Consider the following 26,679-nt stretch of genomic DNA (forward strand, 5'->3'; position numbering starts at 1 on the left):
AACCATCGAGCAGTCGCCGAACGATATGGCGGATACCGGTCGGCCGTTGAAGCAAGCCGATATGGAAGCGCTCGGCCAGGCGGCCGAGTGCCTGCGGACCCTCGCCCACCCGGTGCGGATTCGCATGGTGCAGCTCTTGTTGCACAACCGCTATACCGTGGGTGAACTGGCCGAAGACTGTGGAGTGCTCGAAAACGTTGCCTCGGAACATTTGCGATTGATGCAGCGTTGTGGTTTCTTTACCAGCGAGCGCGATGGCCGCCGAGTGTACTACCGGGTGGCCGAACCGCACTTGGAGCGGATGCTCGATTGCATTGAGGGTCGGTTTCAGCCCGATTGTTAACATGCGTTTCTCTTCGTTTTGGTGGTCGTGTTGCTTGCTAGCGATGCTGGCGAGCATCGGTTGTGGACGCGAGGCTTCGGTGCCGACTTCGTCGACCGAGCGCATCACGCCCGAAGAGCTTACCGACGCCGAACAGCAAATGCTCGATCGGGCGAACGAAGCTCGGCAGTCTCTGGCGACTAACCTCAAGGCCAAGCTCGTCGAAACGCTCTCCTCCGAAGGCCCGGCGGCCGCCATTGCGGTCTGCTCCGAAGCCGCCCCCGAGATCGCCGCCACCGCCGGTAGCGACCATCAGGTGCGAATCGGTCGCACCTCGCATCTGCTTCGCAATCCATCCAACGCACCCCCCGAGTGGGCTGAGTCGTACGTCGACGCCCAGACGCCCGAGCAGGTGCTGTTGCGACAGGCCTACGGGCTGCGGGTGTTGCAGCCAATTCGGCTCGAGACCGCGTGTCTACTCTGTCACGGCGATCCGGCGAAAATAGCCCCGGAAGTCACCGCCGCCCTCGCTTCGCGGTATCCTCAAGACCAGGCTCGCGGCTTCAGCGAAGGCGACTTGCGAGGTTGGTTCTGGGTGGAAGTCGATGCCGACAATTCGGCTGCCAACTGAATTCATGGATTCATCACCATGAATTAACTGGCCTCTCTGGGAGCCACCCTTATAATGGTCCCCTGACGGCGAACGTCTCGTTTCCATAAGCCTCGTTTTATTTGGGGCTGCTATCATGAATGTCATTTTCGCACTTATCGAATCCTCCTTATTCGCTGCAGGTGGCATCGTGATCGGCATGCTGTCGTCCCGTGTGTTGGACGACCGCTGGCAGTTCGACCAGCATCAGGGGCATTGGTTTTGGGAACCGATGCAGATGGTGCAACTCTCTTTATTCGGGTGGAACGCAGGCGAGCGTGCTTCGCAGGTCGAAGCACCACTTCAAGGCATGACCGTTTTGGAATCCAGGTACGTAGCGTTGAGTTTCTTTGGGGGTGCATGGTGTTGTTCGCTTCGGAGTAACATGCTTGAGCGGTGGAACGATCCGCTCGCGAACCTCCTGGCAGTTCAAGAGTAGACCGCGCTCGAACGTCGTGAGAAGGTGCAATATGGCTCATCGTGGCATGGGCGAATGCCCCGTCTGCAGGTACGAAGTAAAGCTCTCGCAGCAGCAATGCTTTGCCGAGCAGCATATCGCTGTTTCACATGGTCCCAGTCGCGAGCAGGTGTTCGCGGGAATCCTTACCGGCGGCAATCCCGATTGGGGATCGTCGCGGCAGTACGTGCATTGGGCGTGCGACACTTGCATCGAGAAGGGCAGGGCGATACTCGCTCATCCCAAGCAGCAGGAGTTCTATCGTTGCTGGCCCTACTTCGCTTACTTTTCGGTGCGGTTTACTTGTCCGCGCTGCGAGGTGGAGTTCGAGTTCGACAAACGCGACCAGTTCAATCGCTTCGAGGTCGAGCATCATTGGGTGCAAGTCTGGCCGCGATTCTGTCGGGCGTGCAGTAGTAGCAAGCCGCTGCGAACGCCGCTTCGTTACGAGGCGATCCAGGCAATGCAGCCACCGGCGACCAGTTCCGGCGAAGCGTAAGCGACCAGCACCGCAGGTGTATGAGTCGCTTTGGTTTGCGCGGCCAAGTCGTGTTTCTCTATGAAAAAATAGTGGTGGAAATTCTGTTGACACTCCGCGGGAATCCGCTACGATAAAACCAAATCTAAAAAACCAAATAACTTCCTGCTTGCGAGGAACTCCATGGCCCGGCCGAAGTCGCCTGAGCTCACCCAGCGTGAACTCGAATTGATGCAAGTGTTTTGGGACTCGGGGGCGATGACCGCCGCCGAGGCTCGCGAGCGGTTTGCCAACGCGGGGAGCGACCTGGCGTATACCACGGTCGCGACGCTGGTAAAGATCCTGGTGGAGAAGAAGTATCTCAAGCAGCAAGGGGAGCATCGCCCGTTTACCTACGAGCCGATTCGTTCGTTCGAAGATGTCTCGACCCGCCTGGTGGGCGATCTGGTGAAGCGGGTGTTTGGTGGTTCGCGCGAGCAGCTTCTCGTCCGTTTGTTCGATGGCAAGAAGCTGTCGAACAAAGAGCGTGAACTGCTGGAGCAAGTATTGCGGGAGGGTAAGCAATGAGTCCATCTTTGATTACGATTCTCTGGTGTGTGATTCAGGTCACGTTGTTTTCGCTGGTAACTGGCGTGTTGTACTTCGCTGCTCGTCGGTACGCGGCAACGCTAGCGAGCGGGGTGCTGGTGGGTAGTTTGGGGTTGGTGCTAGTGCTTACGCTGCTGGCAGCGAGTCCTTGGCCGCGATGGTCGTGGACTACCGAGTCGGCAACTACTCTCACAGCGCCCGACGCATCCGCGGCCGAGGTCAACTTGCCGGAGGAGGAATCCCCCAGTTTGCCGACCACCGACCAGCAACTGCCTTCGGCCTATATGGCCGCCTGGCAGGCGTTTGCCGAAACGGTGACCACACCAAGCGAAGCGAGCGCGGCCATCAGTAGCGAGTCGAACTGGAGTGTTTCGCTACTAGTGCGAGTACTGCTGATGGGTTGTTTGGTCGTGAGTGTCCTCCGTTTGCTACGTGGCATACACTACGTGCAATCGCTGCTAAAAACGAGTCAACCGATTACCGACGACGGGCCGAACGCGACGCTTGCGCAGCTTGCCGAGCGTTTGCAGCTGCCCGGCCAAGTGCAGCTTCGCGAGTCGTCCGATCTGGCGACCGCGGCGACGTTTGGCTGGCGGACCCAGTACGTGCTGCTGCCGGTTGCTTGGCGCGACTGGAGCGAGCAGCAACTGCGGGCGGTGTTGGCTCATGAGCTATCGCACGTGGCCGCTCGCGATTACCGCTCGTGGCTTGTTGCCCGCTTGGCGGTTGCCATTCACTTCTATCACCCGCTGGTGCGTTGGCTGGCGGGCCGCTTGCAGCTGGAGCAAGAGCTGGCTGCGGATGCCAACGCCGCCCAATTGGTGGGCGATCGCCAGCAGTACCTCGAGTGCCTGGCACACTTGGCGTTATCGACGCCGATGTATCGAACCGCGGGACCCGCCCGCACGCTGATTCCCAACCGTTCCCTATTAATGAGGAGAGTCGAGATGCTTCGAACATCCCCCCCATTGCGATCGTTGGGCAGCCATGCCACGTTGCGCCGAGTCGCGATCGGTTTTCTGGCAGTGGTCGCGGTCGCGGTTGCCGGGTTCCGGCAACCGGTGGCCAGCCAGGAAGAGTCCGCCACCAAGTCCGACAAGACCGCCCCGGTGGAATACGATGTCGTGGAGATGCCGCAGCGGATACCGCTCAAGTACGTTCCTCCTAAGGCGATGTGTGTTACGTCGATTCGAGTAAGTTCTATCATCAAAAGTCCTGAGTTAGCGGCGGAGATCGATGAGTTGACCACCGACACCTTCATGGGCGAGGCGGATTTGTCGGTCTCTGATATTTCGGAAATCATGTTCATCGTGCCAAACAAGGCCCCGTACGAGCCGCGGTTTTTGTTTCGATTCAAGTCGGCGGATGCCTGTCGTAAGGCCTTTGCAGCTGCCACGCGGAAAGCACAAAATGCGGTTCTCGGAATACGGGATGATCGTAGGTTGGTTGCTCGCGCCGGCGAGACGCAGTACACACAGCTCGATGCCACTACGTTTGCCATCGACCGTGTGCTAAACGGCATGCCGGATCACAAGGATTTTGAAAACAGTGCTGAGCCGGTTTGGGCCGAGCAGTGGGCCAGTGCTATGGAGAGCGAGTTGTGCTCGGCGGTCAATGCTGCCGCCTTCCGTGCTGAGTTCCAGGACGAAGTCGACAGCATGGATCGTGAACCGAACAATTTCCTGCTTCGCTCAGTAGCGCCAGTGGTGCAGCACACCGACTGGGCGGTCGCTTCCATCGATATCGAACAAGGCTTGCACGCTCAGGTGCACGCGCAGTGCGATTCGGCGGAACACGCCCAGCAGGTTGCCAGCATCGCCCAGGCGTTCGTCACCTTAGGCGGCGGGATGCTCGATCAGCAGGTCGAAATGCTCAAAAAGCAACTCGAGCAAATGCCTGACGACGAGCAGCAAAATATCAAAACACTAAGCGACAAGTGGTTCAAAGTCGCTCGGCACTTTATTGCCAACGCCCACCCCACGGCCGAGGGCGACGTTGCCAGCATCGACTACCAGTGCGACCTCATCTCGCGAGGCGAGTCGGAAATGCTGGTGCAAATGCTCATTCCAGGTGTCGTTGCTGCCCGCGCGGCGGCTCGACGCACCATGAGCATGAACAACATGAAGCAGCTCGCTCTGGCGATGCACAACTATCACGACACGTACGGGCACTTCCCCGCAGCGCAAAACTACGCCGAGGGTAGCAAGTACCCTCACAGCTGGCGGGTAGCGTTGCTACCGTTCATGGAGCAACAAGCGCTCTACGATCGGTATCAGTTCGACCAACCATGGGATAGTCCGGCCAACAAGCAAATCGCCGACACGGTCGTGAAGATTTACCAATCGCCGTTTGATAGCCCGGGCTCGACCAACACAAGTTACTTTGCGTTGACGGGACCCGATACTATTTTCTCCGATAACAAAGGAACGAAATTTAGCACCATTACCGATGGAACAAGCAACACGATCATGTTTGTGGAAGCCAAGCGTAATATTCCTTGGACCAAGCCCGAAGACTTGCCTTATGCGTCCGACATCCCACTTCCAGAGCTTGGCGGGTGGATGCCGAACATCTATCTAGTCGCGCTTAGCGATGGCAGTGTGCAGGTCGTCTCTAAAGAGGCCGATGAGGGCAATATTCGAGCCATGATCACCAAGAGCGGGCGCGAAGTTGTGCAGCGTCCGTAATCGGTGTCGGTACTTGCTGGTAATTGCTTGGTGCTGACTACTTGATGGGCTTTACCTCCCCGTCGATGGTGAGTTCCACCACGCTGGCGATGCTGTTCTCAGCGTCGCCGGTGAGCATGAGTTCCAAGCCCTTCGGCGTGGCGTTCGTTTCGAACGTCCGCTGAGGGGCGGCCAGCAGTTTGCAGCTGGTTACTTCGGCGGCGAACGGAACCACTAGCTTGCCGTCGGCTGGCCAGTCGAACACGTGCAGGAACACCCGATCCCCTTTGCGGGTCACGCGACCCCACTCCGGCATCGGGCAAGGGCTGGCGGTGGTGCCGTAGATCGAGTCGCCGTTGTTGTCCATCCAGGCACCCATTTCGGCCAGGCGTTCAATCGACTCTTCGGGGAACTCGCCGTTGGCCATCGGGCCGACGTTCAGCAGGTAGTTGCCACCTTTGCTGGCGATATCGATCAGCTTGCGAACCAAATCGGTCGTGCTCTTGAAGTTCTTGTCGAGCTTGTTGTAACCCCAGTGACCATTCATAGTCATGCACGATTCCCAATCGACGCCGGGGACACCCGTAGCGGGGATCTCTTGTTCGGGCGTGCCGAAATCTCCTCGCCAGTCGGTGCCCTCGGCGTTTAAGCCAGCCATGCCCCGGCGGCCTTTGTCGACGCGGTTATTCACAATGATATCGGGCTTCAAGCTACGGCAGTATTCGTCGAGGTCGATGCCGCGCTCGTGGGTCCAGGTGCCTTCCCATTCGCCATCGAACCACAGCACGGCCGGATCGTAGCGTTCGATCAGCTCTTTCAATTGGGCTTTCATGTACGTGACGTAGCGATCGTAGTCGGCATCGTCGGCCGGGCGATCCTTCTCCCATTCGCGGCGCGGCAGGTAGTCGGGATGATGCCAGTCCATGATCGAGTGATACATGCAGAACTTCAGGCCATGCTTGTCGCAAGCTTCTTTCAGCTCGCCCATGATATCGCGATCGAAAGGAGTCGACGACACGTCGAACTCGGTCTGGTCGCTGGGCCACAAGCAGAAGCCATCGTGATGCTTGCTGGTGATCACTAGGTACTTCATGCCTGCCTGCTTAGCCATCTTTACCCACTCGTCGGCGTCGAACTCGGTGGGGTTAAACTCGTCGGTGTACTGGTTGTACGTCTCCAACGGAATGTGGGCGGTATGGCGAATCCACTCCGCGTGATTCGTGTTGCCTTGCCACTCGCCGGCCGGAATGGAGTAGAGTCCCCAATGAATGAACAGCCCGAAGCGTGCGTCGCGCCACCACTCCATGCGTTGGTCTTGGTCGATCGCGTTAGCGGCCGGCTCGTCGGCCAGCACTGGCATTGCCATAGTAAGGGCCACGAGACCAATCATGAGTTGTTTGAGCATCGTATCGCTCCATTGGTGAGATGAGTTGTCCAAGCTACGCCCGCCATTCTGGCCGCGGGACGAACCGGAATGCAACCTGGCGAGACTCCGTTTTTTCGTACTCATAGGCTTAGTTTTGCGGAGCATTCGATAATCCTCCCGCACGACCATCGGCCTTGGTCCGCAGCCGAACAAGCGTAAAGAGCAGGCCACTGCCGATGGCGAACACCACCAAAGCAAAGTATCCCAACGGACCCATCGACAGCAAAATGGCCGCCAGCGTGAACGCGACCAGCAACTCCCGCAGCCGGAACTGCAGCTCGTGACGTACCGTGGGCCAGGTGCTCGCCATCGCGGCCAAGGCGATCAGGTACATGATGACTGCGAAGAACATCGCGTCGTTGGAAACGATGCCTTGCACGCTGAGGTTGTAGTTGGGAGCAACCACCGTGGCCGCGCCGTACGTGAGCGCGGCGAACATCATTAGATTCGCTGCGATCCAGGAGTACCGATGCACAAAGCAGGCGATCAGCACCGCGACCACAAAACACGCGATCGCGATCGGGCGGACCGCTTGGCGAATCCGTTCGGCCCGGCTCTTGAGCCGAATCATCCGCGGTTGGGCGTTCTCTGGCAACGCACCGGGATTCGCTCCGCGAAGCGAGAACCCTCGCAACTCGTCGCCGGAAAAACTTAGCTGCACAGGTAAGTTGTACTCAGGATGCACCCAGTTTGCGACTTCGCGACCTTCGCTCTCGTGCACCTCGAATGGCTGGCCGTTGTTTAGTTCTTGTTCCAACGTTGCCCGCGCACCAGGTTGCTTCCAAAGCGACTCCAGCAACGTGTCGACTCGCTGGACTTCTTGCTGCGCATCTTCCTGCAGTTGAGCCATGCGTTCGTGCCAGGCCTGCTGCTGGGCGAGGTCGCGACGGTTCTCTTGCGCCTTGTACGCGCTGGCCGAGAGCAACACCGCCAGGAACGCTATCCAGGCGATGGCGAGCCGATACGATTTTGGTGGAGATGCAGGATTGTTTGCGAGCGGTGCTGGCGTCATGCGAGTAGGTGCTCCCTTCGGTTCGCTGCGAGTGCGAGTTGGTGCGAGCCAGGCGGGCGGAGGGGGATAAAGCCCCCAGTTGCCGGAAAATCGATTCGTGGGGGCTTTTCGACCCTCAGCGAGCGATCTTGGTGAAGTAGCGAAAATATCTTGTTTTCTAGTGCTGTTTTCATCCTTTCGGGCCTAAAATCGGACCTCGTCTACGGCTAGTTTTGCCCCACGTGGGCAAAAGTGGGGGCAAAATAATGTCCCCCATCCACGGTGTCGGCCGCGACGACTGCCGCGCGGCGTTACCCACCGGACCCTCCATTGTGAGGCCTCAAGTGGCCAATTACTACCAAGAAATCACAAGAAACAGCAACGAAGAAAATGGGTCGACTTGGTGTAAATCGAAGCGGTACGATGACGCGTAGAGAAGCGACACGTGGATGCTTCGTTGCTGGGTTGAATAGCTGTTTGTCTGGATGAATGGATGACCATGAAAAAACGTAAACGCAAACTTCGTGTGCGGGCGGTCATCGTGCGGGAAGGGCATCTGCTGTTGTGTCGACACGACGATCGCGACATCGCCTTCCTGCCAGGTGGGCGGGTGGAGCGCGGCGAGCGACTCGACCTGGCGCTCCGGCGGGAGATCATGGAGGAGACCGGCGCACCGATCGAGCAACTCGACTACTTGGGCGCGGTGGAGCATCGCTGGTACGAAGCCAGCCGTCCGGTGCACGATCTCAACCATTTCTTCGCGGCCGAGTGCCCCGCGCTCACCCCCACCTACACGCCAGAGTGCGAGGACGAAGGAGTGCATTTGGTGTGGGTCGAGGTCGCTCAGGTGCCGCAGCAAGCCATCTACCCGCAGACCGCCAAGCGGTGTCTCGTGGACTGGCTCTCGGGGGAGCGGGCGACCTGGTGGGGCGTGGAAGACGACTGGCCCGTCGAAGCGAGCGACGGAGACAAAGTGGGGTGAAAGGATGAGTGTTGCAGCTCGTCCGCTTTATTGCTGATGGCAGGCACGAGGGGTAAAATCGGCCCCGTTCAGATGTCGGTCGCACGATCGCATCGCCGGTTCGCTTACCCTTGAGGTCCATCATGTCGTGGCACACCAGCATTCTGCTGATCGAAGAGCAGACACCTTCCGACTTTGGCCAGTTGCTGGAAGAGCTAGGCTTTGCCGATTGTAAGCCCAACGGAATCACCGATTTCGAATCGGCCACCAGTTCGAGTTACAAAGATAAATCGGTAGCCCATGTCGATGGGTGGACCGTGCTGTGCGATGGCATGTTCTTCTATAAGGTCAACTTTGCCGTGGATACTGAGCCACCGATGACGAATGGCTTGTGGCCGGTGCCGGTCGACAAAGTACTCTGCGAGAAGACTGCCGGAGGGAGCAAGGCACTTGGCATCCTGCTGGAAGGGGCAAGCTGCAGTTACGGGTTTACCTGGTACAAAGCAGGAGTCCTGAAGCGTGGATTCTTGAGTCAAGAATCCGAGGTGGTGTTCAGCGAAGGGGAGCCGTTGCCAGCCGAAGCGGAACTCGACGACGACAATTTAGAGTCGGGCATTTTGCATATGATGTCGACGCTCTGCGTTCCCTTCGAAAAGCTCGCGAGCACCGACTTTCAGGTCTACGAATATGGAGGTGATTATGGCCTCAAGTCGCTTGGGCTAACGTAGCCAGTCGTTGGCACCGCCGAGCGAGCACCATGTCGACCAGGCGGATGACGACGAAGAGCGATCCCGCATGCACGAGGAGCCAGCATGCCAGCCAGGGGTAAGTGGTTGTCTCTGGGAAGGCATGCAGTTGCACCAGGGTGACGAATACCGCGACCCACACGGTGGCGATCAGCAGGTGACGCACCTGGAATTGCACCGGGCGCGGCTCGGGGCGCTCGACCAGTCGGTAGTCGCGAATCGTGGCCCCCAGCGCCCCACCAAACTGGCCGAGTACCATCGCGATGCCCGGGACTACAACGCCGGCAAAAAAGGGGGTGCTTGTCGGTGAGGAATCGCTAGCGAAATCGATGAATATTGCGACCATCAGAAAGCCGGCCATTCCGCCTGCTATCGCATACAGCCACTTGGCCGGCATGCAAAACCCTAGTGTACGAAGTAGGCCCCACACGAACAGCGACATGATTAAGCCGAGCGTCGCATACAGTATGGCCGACGCACCCGTGGCGGTCGTCATGAGAAAGAGAAACGCGAGGAACCATTCGTCGCCGGCGAGTGCGCCGCCGAAAGAGAGTAGCAGGTAGATCACGACCGGAAAGACCAAGCCTGCGATGGCCATGCCAGCAATGGCAGTGGTCGCCGATTGGGGATGCTCGGCCAGCACCAGGGCGTGCGATCGGTTCGATGGAATCGTAGCGGCTGTCGACATGATGGGTCCCTCGGGTTCCATGATAATGGGTAAACACCGTAGGGGGCCAGTTGTTACGGAGCAATGCGACTATAAAAGCAGAGCAAAGCGACCATAAAAGCCGAGCAAAGCGATCACAAAAAAACGCCAGGAGCACCATGCGATGCTCCTGGCGTGAAAGTGCAGCGAAATGTTCGCCGACCATCTCGGCCGTGGCTACTTGCTCTCGTCGTTTTCTTCCGGGAACCGGGCCATCTCCCAGGTCTCGGTATTATCCTCGCCGTAATGCACCAGCGCGGTCGTGCGATCCTGCGTAAGGTTGTGGATCGTAGTCTCCATGACCACTTGCAGGTTGGTGCCATCGGCAAATCGCCAGGCAGCCCGCTGCGTCTCCTGGTCGACCATGCCTTCGACCGGGCGGCCTTCGTCCTCCTCGTTCAGGTAGAAGGTGCCAGCGATGATGCCTTCCTTGCTGACCGCGAGTTGCAGGATCATGCCGGTGTCGACTCCCCCTTGCTTGGCAATCGCGTAGACGCCTAATGGCATCCACTCGACCGCGTCGGGCTGAATCTCTTCGGGCACGCTGGCCGCAATCGTGGCTGCCTGATCGTAGTACTCCACGGAGGTTGCTACCTGCTGGTCGTCGACGTACACGTAGTTGTCGCGATACACGACCGAGGTGCCATAGTCGTAGACCACCGGTTGGTTCCAACTGTTCCACACGAACCAGCTACCGACCGCGGGCCAGGCCGCGTGACGCCAGTACCAGCGATTCGGATAGTTGTTCCAGTGGTCGTGCCAGTACCATGGTGGGCGTGGCGGAGGACCAACGTACGGCGGACGATTCCCTGGACGGTTGCCAGGTCGATCCCCCGGGCGGTTGATATCACCTGGGCGGTCGCCGGGGCGGTTTCCAGGTCGATTGCCTTCGCCGGGTCGGTCGCCAGGGCGATTGCCACCTTCGCCAGGACGATCTCCACCACCGGGTCGGTCGCCGATGTCAGGTCGGTCTCCTGGACGGTTACCAGGTCGATTGCCTTCGCCAGGACGGTCGCCCGGCTTGGTCATGTTGCCATCGCCCGGTCGATCGCCGATGCCGGGGCGATCACCGACGCCAGGCCGATTGTTGCCCGGTCGGTCGCCGACGTTCGGCCGATCGCCGCCAGGTCGGTCGCCAATCACGGGGCGGTCACCAACGCCGGGGCGCGTGGTCGGCGGATTGGGTAGTGTCGAAGGACGGTCGCCGCCGGGGCGGTTTCCGATGCTGGGTCGATCGCCAACGTTGGGCCGATCGCCAATGCCAGGCCGATCACCCACGCTGGGTCGGTCGCCAATGCTGGGACGGTTGCCGATGTTCCCTGGCAAAGTGCTCGGGCGAGAGTTGTTGCCTGGCAGGTTAATGCTAGGACGTTGCGAGTCGCCAGGGCGGGTCGCTGGGCGGGTGCTGCCCCCTTGGATGCCGAGGAAATCGCGGACGTCGTTCGTCGAAGGTCGCCCCGACAGGTTGGGACGATTGCCGGAGCCAGTGCTCGGGCGGTTGATCGACGGGCGCGACGTGCCTGGCTGAGTGACACTGGGTCGACTCACGCTGGGCCGTGATCCACCGGAGTTGGGCAAATTCATCGAAGGGCGACTGCCAGAGCTGGGTCGGCTCGTTGCAGGTCGGCTTACACTGGGTCGACTCGTGTTGGGTCGACTCACGGAGGGGCGACTCACCGAAGGGGTGCTCGGGCGGCTGATTGAGGGTCGGCTGCTGCCACCGCTGGGGCGGCTAATGTTCGGCGAGGGTCGACTCATCGACGGGGTGCGCGAGGAGCCACCGCTGGGTCGGCTGATGCCGCCACCCCCGCGGCCTCCGCCGCCACCACCTCCGCCACGGCCAACTCCGCGGGCCCAACCAACGTCGGCCGACGCCAGGGCGAGGGAAGTAACCACGGCGACAATCGCAAGTAGAGTGCGTCGGTACATGAGAATGTTCCGTTATAACGAGTATGATATTGAAAGGTGAAAAGGTGTCGGGCGCCGCAAGCCGGGTTACTGGCGAACCAGTTCGACGGCGTCGATGCTCGGCATCAGCTCACCATCCACCTGACGGGCGGTCGACTCGAAACGCACCGTGTTGTCGTCGACCAATTCGTAGATGTTCATCGCGGTTCCTACGCGACCGTCCGGCAAGTGGTGCCGGGTTTGTACGATCCAGCGATTGCCATCCTGGCTCCAGAGCCCGACTCCAAAACCACCGTCGGAGTCAAACACCCACGAGCGAATCGTATCGGTGTGTGGGTCCCAGCCGATGACTTGCGTGCCTTCGAAATCCACCTGGTCGCCGATGACGACCTGAAAACTGCGAATCAGGAAGTTGCGATTCGTGCTCCACCGGCAAGTGCTCAGGAAGGTCGACTCGTCGGAGTCGTTGCTCCAGGTGCCGACCATCCATTCCAAGCTGGTGAGCTGCTCGTAGTGCGAGGGGGGAAGCTCCAGCGGAGCTCCTTCGCGAACGCTATCCATCTTCCAGCCGCTTGGGCCTTTGACGTGCACCACTTGGTACTCGGAATCTTCCGGCTCGCTATCGGGCGCGATCACGCGGGCGACGCCCGACTCGATGGCCACGCAGGGCGAGACGCTCTCGACCACCATGTCGACGATCTCGATCTTCGCTTCTTTGTTCTCGGCAAAGTAGGCGGCAAAGGCTTTTTCGATGGCATCGTGACCTTTGACCACCGCTCCGTCGGAGGTAATCAGCTCGCCCGATTCCGACCAGTGCGCAGCTAGCGCCTTGGCGTCGGCCCCGTTGAACGCGGCGACGTAAGAGTCGACCACCTTGCGAATGGCGGGGGTGGGGTCGTCGGCCGCAGGAGCGTCGGGAGTGGGTGTTTCTGAGGGAGCAGCTTCGGCCGCTGGCGGGGCGACGGAGTCGGATTCGGGCGTCTGGCCAAGCACCGGAGCACCGCTGAACAATAGAGCCACAAGAGACAAGCGAGTAAGGTGCCGCATGATGGATCCTCCGCTGGGTGTGTTCGGATTACGCTGTAGGATACCTCACGCTCGCCAAGGCGAACAGCATTGTGGCCGAGATGGGGCACCTAATTATCGCCCGATGCCGTGGAGGGTCCAGTTTTCTTTCGCGAAACTACCCCAGTTTCACGGCGAATGCCGGGCGAGCGATGCGGCAATACTAGCAACTCGGCGACTCGGTACAGGCATTGCATGTGGAACAAACGTGGTACACCGGAACCAATGATCGTCCGAGTCGTCTCCCAGCACCGTGAGGCCCGAGATCTGCGAGGCGTCGAAGCCTGCTTGTCGTAGTTTTGCCACCATTTGCTCCGGCTCGCTGGTGATTAGCGGAAACACCCAGTAAGTATGCGTTGGATTATTGCAACCCGCGGCCATCATCGAAGGCTCCAGGGCTCCGGCCAGCTGCTGGCCCCGGCGGGTTCGCTCGGCAATCGCCTGCTCGTCGAAGTGTTGCAGCCGGTGAGTCATCATGGCTTCGAGCGCGAGACAAGGCTGCTGACGCAAGGCGTCGAACAGTCCTTCGTCGGGGAACCCCTTCGCCGAGTGGCCGACAAACGCGTCGGCGTTGCCGCCGGTGCGATCGATCCACCATACCAGAGGACCAAACAACCAAGGCTGCGACAGCAACTTGAGCAGCATGAACTTTCGCACCCGATGACAGTAGCTACGAGCCGATTGCCGTGGCCAGGTGCTGGCGACTTGTTGCATCCGCTCGCGAAGCGAGTCGTCGCGCACCAGGGCGATCCCTCCCCCGAGCGCGGTCGCTGTTTTGATCGGCCCGAAACTATACAGGCTGGCGTCGGCCGCAGGGTGCCGAGTGAGTGGACCACGAGTGAGCGCCTGCGCACAGTCTTCCACGAGTAGCAGTTCGTGCTGCTGGCAAAGCTCGCCGAGGTCCTCGAGCGGCATCCGCGAACCATACAAGTGGGCGACCATCAGCAGTTTGCTCTGCGGACTCAAGCGACTGGCGACGTCGGTGGGCGAGACCCCCAGCGTGCGGGCGTCGACCGGCACCGGCACCGGCACCAGGCGATGCTCGCGGACGATGCGCTCCATGTGCGGCACCGTGATTTCGCTCAGCAGCACTTCGCTGCCAGGCGGCAACTCGAGCGAGGTCAGCAGCAGGTCGAACGCAGTACGAACCGAGAGCGTCGCCAACGCTTCGCCGGCGTGCTCCGCAGCGGTCGGCAGCGCTACCGGTTCCCGCGGCGGGCGCAGGCAAAGGGACATCGCCCGCAGTAAATCCCTCCACGAGATATCAAACGCCAGGCGTGGGTACATGTTTGGCAAAGCGAAAAGAGGAGCTGCATCGACAACTGCGATTCCCTCTCTAGTTTACTCGTTGTTCGAGCCGCTTGTTTCAGCCGAGTCGCCCGATTCCGATGAATTGCCGCGTGCTGGATTGCGCAGCTTCTCTGGCGATTCCCAGTTCGGCGGCATCGAGCGGATGTGCAAATCGCGTTGCGGGAAGGCAATTTCGATCTCAGCCTCGTTGAAACGACGATTGATTATCGTATGCAGCTCGTGAATCGTCTGCAAACGATTGTCGAGGTTCGGCAGGTAGCACCGGACGATCAGGTTCAGAGTGCTGTCGCCAAAGCCATCGAAATTGATCAGCGGTGCAGGATCGTCGAGCACGATCGGATGCTCTTTAACGATCTGGCGAAGCAGGTCGCACGCCTGGTCGGTGTCCGACCCGTAAGCAATGCCGACCTCGATAACGACGCGATTAATCTGATCGGACAGAGTCCAGTTCAGTAGTCGCTCGGTCACCAGGTCCTTATTGGGTACCACGTACTCTTTGCGGTCCCAGTCGGTAATGGTGGTCGCCCGGATGCGAATGCGGCTGACGATACCGGTTTTGTCGCCGAGCGTGATGATGTCGCCGACGCGGATCGGGCGTTCGAACAGCAGAATGATGCCCGACACGAAGTTGGCAAAGATCTCCTGCAAACCAAAGCCGAGACCGACGCCCATCGCAGCGACCAGCCAACTGATGCTGGTGCCATCGATGCCGAGCGCGGCGGCCGATACCACGATGCCGATCGCCAGCAGCGAATAGCGAGCCAACGTCGCGGTCGCATAACGCACGCCTGAGTCGATCGGCAAATGCTGCAAGATCACCAGTTCGAGCAGGCTCGGTAAGTCGCGAACCGCAACGTAAGTAACCAGCGCGGCCAGCAGCGAGCGAAGCAGGTCGCCCCAAGTGGTGGGATGCTCGCCGCGCGACCAGGGCAGGGCGTTTTCGTCGAGCCAGGCCAGCGCGGTGAAAACATCTCGCCAGATCATGATGACCCCGACCACACCGATGACGAATAGCATCACGCGAAGCAGTTTGCGGGTTTGTTGACTCAACGCGGAAAGGTCGACCGTTTCTTCCACGATCTCTGCGATGCTCGCGACTTCGTCTCCTTCGGTCGCCGCGGCCAGCAACTGAGCGCGACGCTTCATTGCCTGCTCGCGGGCGAGCAGGCGTCGGTTCAGTAGCACCCAGCGTCGCAGCAAGCCACCCGCGATGAGCAGCAACAGCAGCATCGCCAGCGTACCGAGCATGCGTTGGGCCAGTTGCTCGGCGGTGTAGTAATAGCCCAGCGTTGCCATCACCGCGAGCACGATCGGCACCAGGACGAACAGCGGTCGCCAGATCTTATGCAGGTTCACGATCCAGTTCGAGGTGCCGCGCATCACGAACTGATAGAGCGAACTGTTATGTGATAGCAGCAAGCGATACAGCACGAAGGTGGAGTAAGCCAGGATGGCGAGAAACAACAGTCGGCCGAGTGAGTCGCTACGGAGCGATTCGCCAGTTTGTGCGTCGAGGCCGATTTGCCAGAACGCCAGCGGGATGGCTACGATCGGCATCCAGCGAAGGTAACGTCGTAGCTGGGCGAGCCACGAACGCTGCGCGTCGAGATGAGCCTCGACCAGTCCGTTGGCTCGACAGCATTGGCGAGTGAACTCGGTAAGCAATAGCAACCAGGCAGTGAGTTGCAGTGCTTGTGACAGGGCAAGCGAAAAGTCGGCCTCCACCGGCGGACCTTCCAGCAGCTTACCAATGCCCCATAACAAGAGCGGCCAAGGCAGCGAAACAATCACCGTGAGGTACAACGCACGGAGCGATAGCATGAAGTCGGTGCAGGTTTTCTTCTCCGCTTCTTCGCCAAGCTCGCGAAGCTGCACCCGTGAGCGTCGTTGCACCCATAACAGCAGCAGGAAGGCAACCGATAGGCTCAACGCGATAAACGGCTGGCGCGAGGCGGCCAACTGCAGATCGTTGAGCACCTGCAGCCAGTTTTCGGGGCTCAGGCTCCAGGCCAAGGCTTCAAGCGTGGGATCGAGATAGAATGGCCGCCAGTTCTTCAGGTTCGCATCGTGAGTCAGACGAACATCCGACGCCCATAGCGGACCGCAGCTACGTATCCACAAATCACGCTCCGCGATAAAGTCGCGAAAATCCTGAGCGGTATCTTTCAGACGAATCTGCGCAGCGATCAGCGCGTTGAGATTCACCTCGAGTTCGTCGAGGTTCTCGATGTAGCTCTCCAGATACTCGGCTTTGCTCTCCAGTAGTTGCCGAATCACTTTGGCGGCCGCGCTGCGATCCTCCGCGCGAACTTTCTGCAGCATTTCAGCGACTACCTGATCGCGATTGCTCAGGTTCTTGCGTTCTTGCGTCGCATTGAAACGCACGAAGCTAATGTTGTTTCGCTGGTTGGTCCGCTTGAGAATCTCGCCTTGTAGTTGCGAAGGGCGGGGGAGTCGCTCGCGCTGCTTGCGCAACAGTTCGCCCGACGCCTGGGCGAGTTGCGAGTCGTCGCCGAACTGTTGTTTGAACTCCGTGAAGTCGGTGCTGATTTCGCCTTGCAGCTTGGTGGCCGAAGTCGTTTCTTCGATCACCTGCTGGTCTTGTTCGACCAGCGATTGAATGTCCTTGGCCAGCGCCTGATTGTTGGTTGCCAGGGTGCCAAGCGAGTCGGGATTGCGTTCGATCAAAGCCTTGTAACGATTCGCTTCGGCCTCGGCTTCCTGTACCTGCTCGTTGGCGGCTCGCTGCCGACGGGCGTTGATCTCTCCGCGGACGTCCTTGAGTCGCTTGTCGTACGCGTCGGCCAGACGCTGCGTGTACTTCAGCTCCACGTCGTACACGCTCAAGGCCCGCTGGTAGGCATCGCGCTGGGCGTCGAGCGCTTGCAGCTCGGCGGTGAGTTTCGCCTGACGTTGCAGTAAGGCGACTCGCTTTGCGTTGCTAATGGTGCTGGAACCGCCGTTGGCGGTCAGTTCTTCCAGTTCTTTTTGCGTTTCGGACAGGCGTTCTTCAACTGCTTGGCGGGTGCTCGGGAAGCTATTGAGAAACGCTTTGTACTTGCTGGGGTCGGTGGTCAGTTTCTCGAGCTTCTTGTTCCATTCGTTCGACCGCTGTTCGAGCTCGGCAGCCCGTTTCTCCAGGTACGCCTGATCGGCCGTGCGAACGTCGAACTTCTCGATTTCCGACACCCACGGGTGTTCGACCGGCAGCGCAAGGCGGCGTTCGTACCAGGATTTGCTGTACTGCTTGGGGCCATCGGGATCCTTCTCGTCCGGCTTTTCCAGGTGGTCGGCCGCGAACCTGCGAAGCTCCTCACGCTTTAGTTGCAACTCGTTGGTCGACTGAATGGCGTCCTGGTAATACTGCTTGGCTTCGGTTTTCTCTTCTTCGGGAACCGCCTGCGCGTCGAGACCCGATTGCATGGCCTCGATTTCGGCCTTGGTGAACTCCTTCTTCACCTCGGCTGGAGCTTGTTCGGTCGGTGGGTTTGCCGGAGCGGCTGCATCGCCATTCGCGGTCGGTTGCGGAGCCGACTCCCCATTGGCCGGCGGAGCCGCGGCGTTGTTGGTGTCGGTCGCCGCTGCAGCCGGCTGCGCGGCGGGCGTTTCGGCCGCACGCAACGGATTGATCGGCTCCGAGTCTTGGGCCAACGACCAGCTCGTCAGTGGCAAGCAACTGAGAATGACGAGAGAAACAAAAAGGTGCAAGCGTGGCATATCCATAAACCCCCATCCTTCGGTAGACGGGGGGCAGTGCGGGTGAAACGGTGGCCTGAATCGATCGGACGATAGACTATAGTCGTCCGCTGCCAAACAGCATGAAGCATATTGGCAAATCACGAAACCCCGCGCATGCAAACGCCGCGCGCCCAAGCATTCGGACCGCGGCGTGCAAGCATGTAATTGGTCGCGTCGGACTAGGCCGAGATCGACTCGATCTTCACGCGGGTGAACATCGCGCGGTGGCCCGTGTGGCGGCGGCTGTTCTTGCGGCGGCGAAGCTTCTGAACTTCCACCTTTTCGCCCTGGGTGGTGCCGATGATCTCGGCAGTCACGCTAGCACCTTCGATGGTCGGTGCGCCGAGCTTCACGTCGTCGACTCCGCCGATGGCCAGCACTTGGTCGAGCGTAAGCTTATCGCCCTTGGCTGCATCGCGGTAAGCCAGGTTCAGTTCTTGACCTTCTTCGACTTTGAGCTGCCGACCACCGTCAGCAATAATGGCGTACATCGGTTTCGGTTCCTAACGTAGGGCCGCAAATAATGGGTATTTGAGAGTCCCGAATTGTAACGGAGCAGTCGCGGAAGTGGAAGGGGTGACCCCAAACGAACAACCATTGATTTTGCCGCTCTGCGGGACGAAAATTCGGCAAAAACCTACCCCTTTGCCAAGGTTTTGGCCGAGATGACGAATACCGCAACACACGAACCCCCCGCCTGTGCGGGGGAATTTACCCCTTTGACTCTCGCCCCCACCGACGGCCATGCTACCAATCTCGCACGCGATTCAACCGTTAAGATGGATTTTCTGGGGGCTCATGCTGTGCGTGTTCGATTTCGCGTTCAGTACTACCCAGGAGGTGAATGGGGTGGTCTCGGGTTTTCGGTTCGATGTTCTCAACGACCTTCTGGGGATGATCATCGTTACTTGTGGGGTTTCGAAACTTCGGAAGTTTGAGCTTCCGGGCAGTTATCAAAGCTTCATGTTATTTGTGTTTGTGGTGTCAGTACTCAATTGCCTGGTAGCCCTGAAGGAGCACTTTATCTTTCCGGAGCCGACTCCGCTCTCGCTGTTGTCCGATGGCATCAGTATCGCAACACTGCTGGCCGTGGTACTGTTTTGTTTGTGCATGCAGCAACTATCGCAAACCTATGGTCTGGTGCGATCAGTCCAAAGCTGGCGCATGACCATGCAGCTGGCCTTGTTCTTGTTGGTGCTTCCGCTCGGCATTATGCGTGTGGTCGGACTGCTGGCGATATTCCTCGGTCCCAACTTCGGAATTGCCTTGGGAGTATTGGCAATCCCAATTCTGCTGGCGATGCTCGTTCCGTTTATTCACTTCTTCATTTCCACCTCGCGAATGAAACGCGAGGCCGAGATGGTCACGGCCCAATCGATCGACCTGCCTGATCCCTCCGTCGATGACACATCCGTTAGTTTCTAGGAAGTTATTAGATGACCTGGTGCGAACAACTCACCGGTTGCGAAGAGAACTCACGCGGCTCGTCGAACATCGCTGTTCAACAGCTGGTGAAGGAGTGGAGGTAAGCCACGCTTGATATGCAAAAAAACGAGGGGCACGACTCGTGTCGTACCCCTCGGGAGTGTTCGCGTTGGATGATCTTCTGGCGGTGGAAGCTAGATCCGGTCGATCGCCAGCAGTCGTCCAGTTTCGTCTTCGCAAGAGATATCCAAATGCTCGGGCGCGATGCCTTCGCGGCCGATCACGGTGATCGTTAGCGAACTGTCGTCTTCCAGGCGGGTCAGCTCGCGGCGCTTGCGATTGTTCAAGTAGGTGGCCACTTCCTCTTCCACCGTGACGGTGATCTTGGCGACGCGGTCGATCTGAGCGGCCATTATCAGCTTGCGGACCACTTCGATCGACATGCTCTCGGCGCTCTTGACCAGGCCGGCGCCGCTGCAGCTCGGGCATTCCTTGAACACGCTCCGTTTCAAGCTCGGCCGCACCCGTTGGCGGGTCATTTCGATCAGGCCGAAGGGGCTGATGCGGAGGATCTTGGTGCGGGCGCGGTCGCGTTTCACCGCGTCGCGAAGCGTTCGCTCGATGATCCGACGATGACGATCGCGACGCATGTCGATGAAGTCGTTGACGATCACTCCGCCCAGGTCGCGGAGGCGAAGCTGCCGGGCGATCTCTTTCGCGGCGATGCGATTGAGCTGGAAGGCCGACTCTTCGGCGGTGCCATCGGTGCGGAAGCTGCCGCTGTTCACATCGATCGCCACGAGGGCTTCGGTTTGATCGATCACCAGCGAGCCACCACCCTTAAGCGGCACCTTGCGTTGATTGATCTGCGAGATCTCTTCGTCGATCTTGTACTTGTGGAACAGTGGTTCGCGACCCTCGTACAAATGCAACCGATTCACGTACCGCGGCATCACGATCTGCAGGAACTCCTTCGCCCGCTCGTAGGCCGAAGGCTCGTCGATGTGAATCGCATCCACGTCCGCGGTAAAGATATCGCGGATCGTGCGAATGATCATATCGCTTTCTTCGTAGATGTCGGTCGGCGCTTCGGCGCTCTTGATCCGCCGGACGATGGTCTTCCACAGCCGTAGCAGGTACGCCAGGTCGCGGGAGATCTCTTTCTTGGTACGGTCGGTACCAGCGGTGCGGACGATGAAGCCGAGACCCTTGGGAGGATTCAGCTCACGCAGGATGTCGCGCAACCGGCGGCGATCTTCTTCGCTCTCGATCTTCCGCGACACGCCGATCCGCCCGAGGGCGGGCATCAGCACCACGTAACGACCGGGGATGCTGATGTAGGTCGAAAGGGTCGGGCCTTTGGTACCGATGCCTTCCTTGATGACCTGCACCACGACCTCGTCGCCGCGTTGGAAGATCTCTTGAATCGGTGGCTTGATCCGCGGACGCACACCAGGGCGGTGGCGACGGTTGCCCCGCTGACGGCGTGGTCCCGATTCGTCGACATCATCGTCGTCGATGTCGTCGTCGCCATCGTAGTCGGTCTGGTCACCTTGTTGGGTGCCGTCGGATTGAATTGGCTTGTCGGGGTCGAACCCACCTTGGCGGAAGTACTGAGGTTCCACGTCGCTGATGTGCAAGAACCCGTTGCGGCCGACACCGAAGTCGACAAACGCGGCTTGGATGCTGGGCTCGAGGTTAACGATCTTGCCCTTGTAGATGTTGCCGACGTAGTTGTCCTGGCTGCTACGCTCCACGTACAACTCTTCGAGGATGCCATCCTCGAGAATGCCGATGCGGCACTCTTCGGGCTGGGCCACGTTGATCAGCATCTCTTGCTTCACGGTGGGGCGGCCCGACTCTTCGTCGTCGCTGACTTCCGCCGCCTTCTTGGCGACCTTCTTCTTCTTGCGACGCGCTCCTCGACGGCGGCGACGCTTGGGGCGACCCTCGCCTTCGCCTTCGGTCGGCGCTTCGCCCGAGCCTTCTTCGGCGGTGGCTGCTTCCGCGTTGTCTTCGGCCGATTTGTCGTCATCGGCTTTCGCGTCCGACTCCTCCGCTTCGTCGGTCGTCTCCAACTTGGCTTCGGTGTCGCTATCGGTTTCCGCTGCGGAAGTCTCCGCTTCGATCACTTCGGTGTCGTCGTCAGCAATCGAGTCTTCCTCGTCCTCCACTTCGTCGGTGGAGGCTGCGTCGGCTTCGTCTTGTTCCGAGGGGGTTTCAGTGGCCGCTTCTTCCTCCGAGGTTTCTGTCTCGTCGGTTTCGGCCTCTTCCTCAGGTTCTACTTCGGCGGCTACCGGTTCGTCCTGCGGTGCTTCGTCGCTGGGAAGTTGGTCTGCTGCGTCGTCTGGTTCCAGATTCGCTTGCTCGAGCGTTTGATCTTCGGGCGCTTCGTCGGTCGAAACCTGAGTTTCGGCTACCGCACGAAGTCCACCCGGATCGTCTGGCTGGAGTTCGTCGTTAGGGGTGTTGGATTTGTCCATGAGTTCTCTTGATGTGCCTGTAGGTTTCAGGTGTTTCGTCACACCGGTTGGTCGGGGAGGATGCGGATGATCTCATCGCGCAGGGCGGTGCGTACGTCGCGCGCGCTCTCGAGAGACAAGGCTCGCGCGGCGAGTTCTTCGCACTGCGGAATGGTTACCGACCGGCAGACGCGTTTAATTTCGGGAATGGCTGCTGGCACAACGCTAAAGGTGCGAAGACCAAGCCCCAGCAGCACCATCGTGTAAATGGGGTTGCCGCACATCTGACCGCACATGCTAATTGGGCGGTCGTGTTGGTTGGCGGTATCGATCGCCATTTTGATTAAACGCAGAATCGAGGGGTCGCTTCCGGTATACAGCGAAGCGACGTCCTTGTTGCTGCGGTCAACTGCCAAGGCGTATTGAATCAGGTCGTTGGTGCCAATGCTGAAGAAATCGACCTCTTCCACGAAGTGATCCATCATCACCACGGCCGAGGGTACCTCGACCATCATGCCGACTTGGATATCGCGGCTGAAGGGAATGCCTTCTTCGTCGAGATCTTCCATCGCGTCGCTGAGCACCATCTTTGCGCGACGCAACTCAATAAGGTTCGTGATTAAGGGGAACATAATCCGCATCGGGCCTTCGACGCTTGCTCGGAGCATCGCGCGAAGTTGGGTGCGGAACATATCAACGTGTTTCAATGCAAGTCGCGTGCTGCGGAGACCGAGGAACGGGTTGCGTTCGTCGTCGGGCAGCGGGAAGTTTGGAATCTTGTCCGCACCAAGGTCGAGCGTCCGCATCACGACGGGGGCTCCACCAGTGGCTTGTAGCACTTCGTGATAAGCCTGGTAGTGATCCTCTTCGTCAGGCTGTACTTCGCGGGTGAGGAACAGGAACTCGGTGCGGTACAGGCCGATGCCTTCGGCACCGCGGTCGAGGCATTGCTTCACTTCGCTCGGTAGCTCGATGTTGCCAAGCATGGTGACATGCACGCCATCCTTGGTATCGCTCGGCAGGTCGCGGAACGTTTCGAGCTTGGCCGCCAGACTCAGTTGCTCGTCGACTTCGTGACGGTAACGAGCAATGGTCTCTTCATCCGGCTGCAGAATCACCAGACCGTTGTCGCCATCGACGATCACGGTTTCGCCGCCGGAGACTTCGGTGAGGAACGATCCCACGCCGACCACGGCGGGAATGTTGAGCGCTTCGGCCACGATGGCGGTATGGCTACCGGGGCCGCCGACTTCGGTCACGAATCCTTTGACAAAGTCCGGATTCAGATTGGCCGTTTCGCTCGGCGTAAGGTTGTGGGCCAGGATCAGTACTTCGCTGGTAAGCTGTGTGGGGCCCTCGCGTCGCTCGCCAAGCAGGTGGCGGAGCAAGCGTTTTTCGATATCGAAGATGTCGTTCGCCCGCTCGGCCATGGTGTCGCCTTCGAGCGACAGGAACACCTTGGCATACCGCCGCATCGCCCGACTCACCGAGTACTCCGGCGAGTAATGGCGGTCGCGGATCATCTGCTCCAACTCGTTGTGGAGCTTGGGATCGAGCAGCATCTGCAGGTGGGCAGAGAAGATGGCCGCGTAGTCGTCGCCGAGTTGTTCGGCGACCCGCTGGCGGTTGGTGTCGAGCTCTTTGGCAGCAGCGGCGATCGCTTGATCCAAGCGGTCGATTTCGGTGTTCACCGATTCGCGCGAAAGGAAGCGCCGAGAGATGCGAAATCCCTCGTTGCCAAATACGGCAGCCTCGGCGATGGCAACGCCAGGCGATACGGCAATTCCTTGCAAGCGCTGCATAAAGCACTCGTCAAGGCACCCAGCGCCGTCGCAAGTATGCGGTTGCTCTAGCCGTTTATGGTCGGAAGTTCACCGGATCAGGTAGGGCAAAGCAAGCATTCACGTTCGGATTCGCTAATTCGGAAGGCAACCAGCAAGTGGCAACGGCAAGCAGCAGGTAGGCGGAGCGAACGCGACCAGTGTGGTTCCGCGACGGTCCGCAATTGGCGACCTTGCGTTGCATTCGTGTCGGATTTTGCACACCCCAAGGTGGTGTCGGTGGGACGTGCGACGATAAGCCGAACACTTGCATGGCTGGCTTCGCAGGGCTTTCCGTGGGTATCAGGCAGGCATTGCCTTACCGCAGCGGACAGCACTGGTGTGCCAGTAAATGGGTAATGTAGTGGGTTAATGTTCTGGTACCCCGCGGAAGCCGGAGGCTGCGAGCCGTGCGATGCGGCTGCCAGCAGGGGGCTCCCCATGGGGTGGTTACGCTGTTCTGGTTATCGATGCATGACCGCTCGATACCCTCCCATTACGTTATACGCACCGGAGGGGGCGATGGTTCTCTACATCAATCATTCGGCAATCCGCCGGCATTATTGTTGCTTAGGGGAGTCGCCGTTGGCAAAATCGCTGGCAAACAGGTGCACAATCGACTCTACCGCTGCTTCCGCGTCGTTGCCACGCGCTTCGATTACCACGCTCGCGCCCTGTTGGGCACCCAGAGTGAGTAATTCTAGGATGCTTTTGGCATCCACGCGTTGACTCTCGTAAATTATGCCAATCTGAGACGTAAACTGGTTGGCCAGCCGAACCAATTGTTCGGCGGGTCGGATGTGGAGCCCGTTTTCGCAGGTCACCACCGTCGTTTCAGTGATCACGGTTTCAGCCATAACTTCGCTCGCCGTGAGGTACATTGCGGTCTTAGCAACAGCACCGCCTTACGCCTGGGCTCCAAAGGTTACGAACCGAACTGGTTGTTGTCGGCCTCTTCCAGCAGGGTCCAGACGTCTTCATCGGTCTTCGACTGCTTGAGGAAACGGCAGAACGTATCGTTGCGGAGCTGACGCGAGATATTCTCGAGGGCTCGCAGGTGGTCGCCAGGGCGATCGGGAGGCGACACCAGCATGAACAGCAGGTGCACCTTTTCGCCATCCAGGCTATCGAACTCCACGCCCTCTTCACTAATACCAACCGCTCCGCACAGCTTGTCGACCGTGGGATGCTTGGTGTGAGGGACGGCGACGCCACGACCGATGCCGGTGCTGCCAAGTTCTTCTCGCTTGAGAATGGCTTCGACAACGCTCTCCATCTGGTCTGCGGCGATCGAATGAGCCGTTTGCAGTGCAGAGGTCATCTCGCGAATCACCGATTCCTTATCCGTCGAAGATAGATTGGTGCAAATGGCGTCTTTAGTGATGAACTCAGAAAACTTCATTCCTAACAATTCCTTGTATCAAGCGGGGCAACCTTTGGGCCCCGATAGGGTAAGCAGCCTGCAGCGAGGGCCGACTGGCAAGAAGTCAATCGTGCAAACCGCTACGGGCCTATTCTTCTTCGTCCGCGGTGTACTCGCTCTCTGCTTGCCGGCCTTCTCGATCGCGATCACGGTGTCGTTCTACTACTTTTTCTTTGTACCGGCGCAATTGCTTCTCCAGCTTATCGAGCACCAGGTCCAAAGCGGCCATCATCTCCGTAGACTTCTCGCTGGCCACGAAATCCTTGGCCTTTTCGGCCGAAGCTTGCACTTCCACAATCGGATTGTGTTCGTCTTTTAGGTCCACCACCACCTGAATATCATTCAAGCGGTCGAAAAGCCGCCGGAGCTTCTCCACCTTCTTGGTGATCTTCTCCTTGCTGGCTTCACTCAGATGTCCGTGACGCGTCGATACTCGTACTTGCACCGATGATGTCCTTCGGGGGCCTTGTTGTCTTAGCTTCTGCCGGTGCCGCTGAAAAGCGGGGGGAAACGCGAAACACGCCTGGGATTCCCCTTAGCAGACCCTCTAGTCTACCACCCTCTGGAGAATCTGGAAACCGAGCAAATCTCTGGCCATTTTGCAGCTTACCACACCTTTTTCCGGATTTTCAGCCTCGGCGAAATCGGCTTAATCCTACGGCGGCTAGCAGCAGGCACAGGCTCCACTCGGTGCTCGGCTCGGCCACCTGCTCCGAGGGGGCGAAAACGCCGGCATTTGCGGAAAAGTGGTCGCGCCATACCGTGTAATCGGCCAGCCCGACCGTACCGTCCAACGAGCCATCGGCCCCGCTGCCGGGGGGCGCTGACTGCCCAAAGCTCGCTTTCCATGTTGCATAATCGGCCAAGTCGACGGTGCCACTGCGATCGTAATCGCCCGGAATTACCGGATTGGTGAAGAACGTAAAGGTCACTTCGTCGGCAACAAAGCCCGCCAGCGGTTCCCCGGTGCTATCATCGCCAATGTATACCCGGTAGGTGGCAAAGTATTCCGACTCCAGCGGATTAGCGATCGCGTAGAGATTGTGGGTCATGCTGCCGCTCCACCGCCATCGCAAACTGCTGCCATCGGTACCAAATATTGGTTGGCCTTCGGGATTCGCCGGCGGGCGCTGGTAGGTGCGTAGCTCGGGCGAGGCGTCGAGCTGCTCGATCCAAATACTCGAATTGTCCGGCGGATAGGCATCAAATCGGCTTGGGTTCCAGCCGTACTGAAAGTTGTACGCATCGCCGTTGATCATGCCCCAAATGCCTTCGGGGTCGAAGCTCAGCCCCTCTTCGAGCGGCACCAGCCAGGGAATCGGTACCGACTCGTCGATCACCACGTCGATCGTGCCATTGGTGAACGAAATGTCCGCATGCTTCATGGCCACCTCGCCCCAGGCCGACTGGCCACCCCCCATGGTGGGTTCCACGTAGGTTGCACCGGCCGGCGCGGCGAACATCGCCGCTGCGAGCAAACAGTAAGTCAAATATCGCATCAGGTTGGTTCCTGGTTGTGAAGAGTATCAGGCAAAGC

The 26,679-nt window shown here is 59.2% G+C and carries 23 protein-coding genes; 9 read left to right on the plus strand and 14 right to left on the minus strand.

Going from position 1 to position 26,679, the window contains the following annotated elements; translation table 11 throughout:
* Nucleotides 1–25: 25 nt before the first annotated feature.
* From Pan181_RS01935 to Pan181_RS01960, 6 genes are all read left to right on the plus strand, one after another.
* On the plus strand, nt 26–343 hold the full coding sequence (locus Pan181_RS01935; RefSeq protein WP_197529248.1) for an ArsR/SmtB family transcription factor: 318 nt from the start codon (nt 26–28) through the stop codon (nt 341–343).
* Nucleotide 344: 1 nt separating this feature from the next.
* The gene (locus Pan181_RS01940) at nt 345–953 is read left to right on the plus strand and encodes a Tll0287-like domain-containing protein (RefSeq protein ID WP_197528826.1); all 609 of its coding nucleotides are present in this window, start codon (nt 345–347) and stop codon (nt 951–953) included.
* Between the two features lie 115 nt (nt 954–1,068).
* Nucleotides 1,069–1,410 carry a hypothetical protein gene (locus Pan181_RS01945; RefSeq protein WP_145245233.1) on the plus strand — a complete coding sequence of 114 codons (342 nt, stop codon included), beginning with the start codon at nt 1,069–1,071 and terminating at the stop codon, nt 1,408–1,410.
* 31 nt (nt 1,411–1,441) lie between these two features.
* Nucleotides 1,442–1,927, plus strand: coding sequence for a hypothetical protein (locus Pan181_RS01950; RefSeq protein WP_145245234.1), 486 nt, complete (start codon nt 1,442–1,444; stop codon nt 1,925–1,927).
* Between the two features lie 162 nt (nt 1,928–2,089).
* Complete coding sequence (locus tag Pan181_RS01955; RefSeq protein ID WP_145245235.1) at nt 2,090–2,473, plus strand: BlaI/MecI/CopY family transcriptional regulator; 384 nt, start codon at nt 2,090–2,092, stop codon at nt 2,471–2,473.
* Entirely contained in the window at nt 2,470–5,181 is a 2,712-nt protein-coding gene (locus Pan181_RS01960; protein WP_145245236.1) for a M56 family metallopeptidase, read from the plus strand. Before Pan181_RS01955 ends, Pan181_RS01960 begins: the two co-directional genes overlap by 4 nt.
* A gap of 37 nt (nt 5,182–5,218) precedes the next feature.
* Here the strand turns inward: Pan181_RS01960 and Pan181_RS01965 are convergent, their stop codons facing one another.
* Nucleotides 5,219–6,670, minus strand: a complete 1,452-nt coding sequence (locus Pan181_RS01965) for an alpha-L-fucosidase (RefSeq protein WP_231943726.1) — start codon at nt 6,668–6,670, stop codon at nt 5,219–5,221.
* Nucleotides 6,671–6,674: 4 nt separating this feature from the next.
* Nucleotides 6,675–7,598, minus strand: a complete 924-nt coding sequence (locus Pan181_RS01970; RefSeq protein WP_145245238.1) for a hypothetical protein — start codon at nt 7,596–7,598, stop codon at nt 6,675–6,677.
* 478 nt (nt 7,599–8,076) lie between these two features.
* On the opposite strand from Pan181_RS01970, the gene Pan181_RS01975 reads away from it, so the two are divergent.
* Nucleotides 8,077–8,559, plus strand: a complete 483-nt coding sequence (locus Pan181_RS01975) for an NUDIX domain-containing protein (RefSeq protein ID WP_197528828.1) — start codon at nt 8,077–8,079, stop codon at nt 8,557–8,559.
* Nucleotides 8,560–8,681: 122 nt separating this feature from the next.
* A complete protein-coding gene (locus Pan181_RS01980; RefSeq protein ID WP_145245240.1) occupies nt 8,682–9,266 on the plus strand; it encodes a hypothetical protein in 585 nt (194 codons plus the stop codon).
* Here Pan181_RS01980 and Pan181_RS01985 read toward each other — a convergent pair.
* From Pan181_RS01985 to rplU, 6 genes are all read right to left on the minus strand, one after another.
* Nucleotides 9,244–9,972 (minus strand): hypothetical protein, encoded by a 729-nt coding sequence (locus Pan181_RS01985; protein ID WP_145245241.1) that lies wholly within the window; start codon nt 9,970–9,972, stop codon nt 9,244–9,246. The two genes, Pan181_RS01980 and Pan181_RS01985, sit on opposite strands and share 23 nt — an antisense overlap.
* A gap of 195 nt (nt 9,973–10,167) precedes the next feature.
* On the minus strand, nt 10,168–11,919 hold the full coding sequence (locus tag Pan181_RS01990; RefSeq protein WP_145245242.1) for a hypothetical protein: 1,752 nt from the start codon (nt 11,917–11,919) through the stop codon (nt 10,168–10,170).
* Nucleotides 11,920–11,985: 66 nt separating this feature from the next.
* Entirely contained in the window at nt 11,986–12,945 is a 960-nt protein-coding gene (locus Pan181_RS01995; protein ID WP_145245243.1) for a YybH family protein, read from the minus strand.
* 147 nt (nt 12,946–13,092) lie between these two features.
* Nucleotides 13,093–14,199: a DegT/DnrJ/EryC1/StrS family aminotransferase gene (locus Pan181_RS02000; protein WP_197528830.1), complete on the minus strand. Its 1,107-nt coding sequence runs from the start codon at nt 14,197–14,199 to the stop codon at nt 13,093–13,095.
* Between the two features lie 105 nt (nt 14,200–14,304).
* Entirely contained in the window at nt 14,305–17,925 is a 3,621-nt protein-coding gene (locus tag Pan181_RS02005; RefSeq protein WP_231943727.1) for a mechanosensitive ion channel domain-containing protein, read from the minus strand.
* 266 nt (nt 17,926–18,191) lie between these two features.
* The gene (gene rplU / locus Pan181_RS02010) at nt 18,192–18,503 is read right to left on the minus strand and encodes a 50S ribosomal protein L21 (protein WP_145245246.1); all 312 of its coding nucleotides are present in this window, start codon (nt 18,501–18,503) and stop codon (nt 18,192–18,194) included.
* Between the two features lie 253 nt (nt 18,504–18,756).
* On the opposite strand from rplU, the gene Pan181_RS02015 reads away from it, so the two are divergent.
* Nucleotides 18,757–19,437, plus strand: coding sequence for a hypothetical protein (locus Pan181_RS02015; RefSeq protein ID WP_145245247.1), 681 nt, complete (start codon nt 18,757–18,759; stop codon nt 19,435–19,437).
* A gap of 194 nt (nt 19,438–19,631) precedes the next feature.
* Here the strand turns inward: Pan181_RS02015 and Pan181_RS02020 are convergent, their stop codons facing one another.
* The 6 genes from Pan181_RS02020 to Pan181_RS02045 form a co-directional block, all read right to left on the minus strand.
* Complete coding sequence (locus tag Pan181_RS02020) at nt 19,632–21,920, minus strand: Rne/Rng family ribonuclease (RefSeq protein ID WP_231943728.1); 2,289 nt, start codon at nt 21,918–21,920, stop codon at nt 19,632–19,634.
* Nucleotides 21,921–21,958: 38 nt separating this feature from the next.
* Nucleotides 21,959–23,701, minus strand: a complete 1,743-nt coding sequence (gene ptsP / locus Pan181_RS02025) for a phosphoenolpyruvate--protein phosphotransferase (protein ID WP_145245248.1) — start codon at nt 23,699–23,701, stop codon at nt 21,959–21,961.
* A gap of 578 nt (nt 23,702–24,279) precedes the next feature.
* Nucleotides 24,280–24,576, minus strand: coding sequence for an HPr family phosphocarrier protein (locus tag Pan181_RS02030; RefSeq protein WP_145245249.1), 297 nt, complete (start codon nt 24,574–24,576; stop codon nt 24,280–24,282).
* Nucleotides 24,577–24,644: 68 nt separating this feature from the next.
* The gene (locus Pan181_RS02035; protein ID WP_145245250.1) at nt 24,645–25,121 is read right to left on the minus strand and encodes a PTS sugar transporter subunit IIA; all 477 of its coding nucleotides are present in this window, start codon (nt 25,119–25,121) and stop codon (nt 24,645–24,647) included.
* Between the two features lie 109 nt (nt 25,122–25,230).
* The gene (gene hpf, locus Pan181_RS02040) at nt 25,231–25,587 is read right to left on the minus strand and encodes a ribosome hibernation-promoting factor, HPF/YfiA family (protein WP_145245251.1); all 357 of its coding nucleotides are present in this window, start codon (nt 25,585–25,587) and stop codon (nt 25,231–25,233) included.
* A 184-nt stretch (nt 25,588–25,771) separates the two neighbouring features.
* A complete protein-coding gene (locus tag Pan181_RS02045) occupies nt 25,772–26,641 on the minus strand; it encodes a hypothetical protein (protein ID WP_145245252.1) in 870 nt (289 codons plus the stop codon).
* Nucleotides 26,642–26,679: the final 38 nt, after the last annotated feature.

The organism is Aeoliella mucimassa (assembly GCF_007748035.1).
Classification (GTDB): domain Bacteria; phylum Planctomycetota; class Planctomycetia; order Pirellulales; family Lacipirellulaceae; genus Aeoliella; species Aeoliella mucimassa.

What these genes read in the sequence shown, in the direction of transcription:
- Pan181_RS01935 (WP_197529248.1), top strand. Translation starts at nt 26, where the DNA reads ATGGCGGATACCGGTCGGCCGTTGAAGCAAGCCGATATGGAAGCGCTC.
- Pan181_RS01940 (WP_197528826.1), top strand. Translation starts at nt 345, where the DNA reads ATGCGTTTCTCTTCGTTTTGGTGGTCGTGTTGCTTGCTAGCGATGCTG.
- Pan181_RS01945 (WP_145245233.1), top strand. Translation starts at nt 1,069, where the DNA reads ATGAATGTCATTTTCGCACTTATCGAATCCTCCTTATTCGCTGCAGGT.
- Pan181_RS01950 (WP_145245234.1), top strand. Translation starts at nt 1,442, where the DNA reads ATGGCTCATCGTGGCATGGGCGAATGCCCCGTCTGCAGGTACGAAGTA.
- Pan181_RS01955 (WP_145245235.1), top strand. Translation starts at nt 2,090, where the DNA reads ATGGCCCGGCCGAAGTCGCCTGAGCTCACCCAGCGTGAACTCGAATTG.
- Pan181_RS01960 (WP_145245236.1), top strand. Translation starts at nt 2,470, where the DNA reads ATGAGTCCATCTTTGATTACGATTCTCTGGTGTGTGATTCAGGTCACG.
- Pan181_RS01965 (WP_231943726.1), bottom strand. Translation starts at nt 6,670, where the DNA reads ATGAGTACGAAAAAACGGAGTCTCGCCAGGTTGCATTCCGGTTCGTCC.
- Pan181_RS01970 (WP_145245238.1), bottom strand. Translation starts at nt 7,598, where the DNA reads ATGACGCCAGCACCGCTCGCAAACAATCCTGCATCTCCACCAAAATCG.
- Pan181_RS01975 (WP_197528828.1), top strand. Translation starts at nt 8,077, where the DNA reads ATGAAAAAACGTAAACGCAAACTTCGTGTGCGGGCGGTCATCGTGCGG.
- Pan181_RS01980 (WP_145245240.1), top strand. Translation starts at nt 8,682, where the DNA reads ATGTCGTGGCACACCAGCATTCTGCTGATCGAAGAGCAGACACCTTCC.
- Pan181_RS01985 (WP_145245241.1), bottom strand. Translation starts at nt 9,972, where the DNA reads ATGTCGACAGCCGCTACGATTCCATCGAACCGATCGCACGCCCTGGTG.
- Pan181_RS01990 (WP_145245242.1), bottom strand. Translation starts at nt 11,919, where the DNA reads ATGTACCGACGCACTCTACTTGCGATTGTCGCCGTGGTTACTTCCCTC.
- Pan181_RS01995 (WP_145245243.1), bottom strand. Translation starts at nt 12,945, where the DNA reads ATGCGGCACCTTACTCGCTTGTCTCTTGTGGCTCTATTGTTCAGCGGT.
- Pan181_RS02000 (WP_197528830.1), bottom strand. Translation starts at nt 14,199, where the DNA reads ATGTCCCTTTGCCTGCGCCCGCCGCGGGAACCGGTAGCGCTGCCGACC.
- rplU (WP_145245246.1), bottom strand. Translation starts at nt 18,503, where the DNA reads ATGTACGCCATTATTGCTGACGGTGGTCGGCAGCTCAAAGTCGAAGAA.
- Pan181_RS02015 (WP_145245247.1), top strand. Translation starts at nt 18,757, where the DNA reads ATGCTACCAATCTCGCACGCGATTCAACCGTTAAGATGGATTTTCTGG.
- Pan181_RS02020 (WP_231943728.1), bottom strand. Translation starts at nt 21,920, where the DNA reads ATGGACAAATCCAACACCCCTAACGACGAACTCCAGCCAGACGATCCG.
- ptsP (WP_145245248.1), bottom strand. Translation starts at nt 23,701, where the DNA reads ATGCAGCGCTTGCAAGGAATTGCCGTATCGCCTGGCGTTGCCATCGCC.
- Pan181_RS02030 (WP_145245249.1), bottom strand. Translation starts at nt 24,576, where the DNA reads ATGGCTGAAACCGTGATCACTGAAACGACGGTGGTGACCTGCGAAAAC.
- Pan181_RS02035 (WP_145245250.1), bottom strand. Translation starts at nt 25,121, where the DNA reads ATGAAGTTTTCTGAGTTCATCACTAAAGACGCCATTTGCACCAATCTA.
- Pan181_RS02045 (WP_145245252.1), bottom strand. Translation starts at nt 26,641, where the DNA reads ATGCGATATTTGACTTACTGTTTGCTCGCAGCGGCGATGTTCGCCGCG.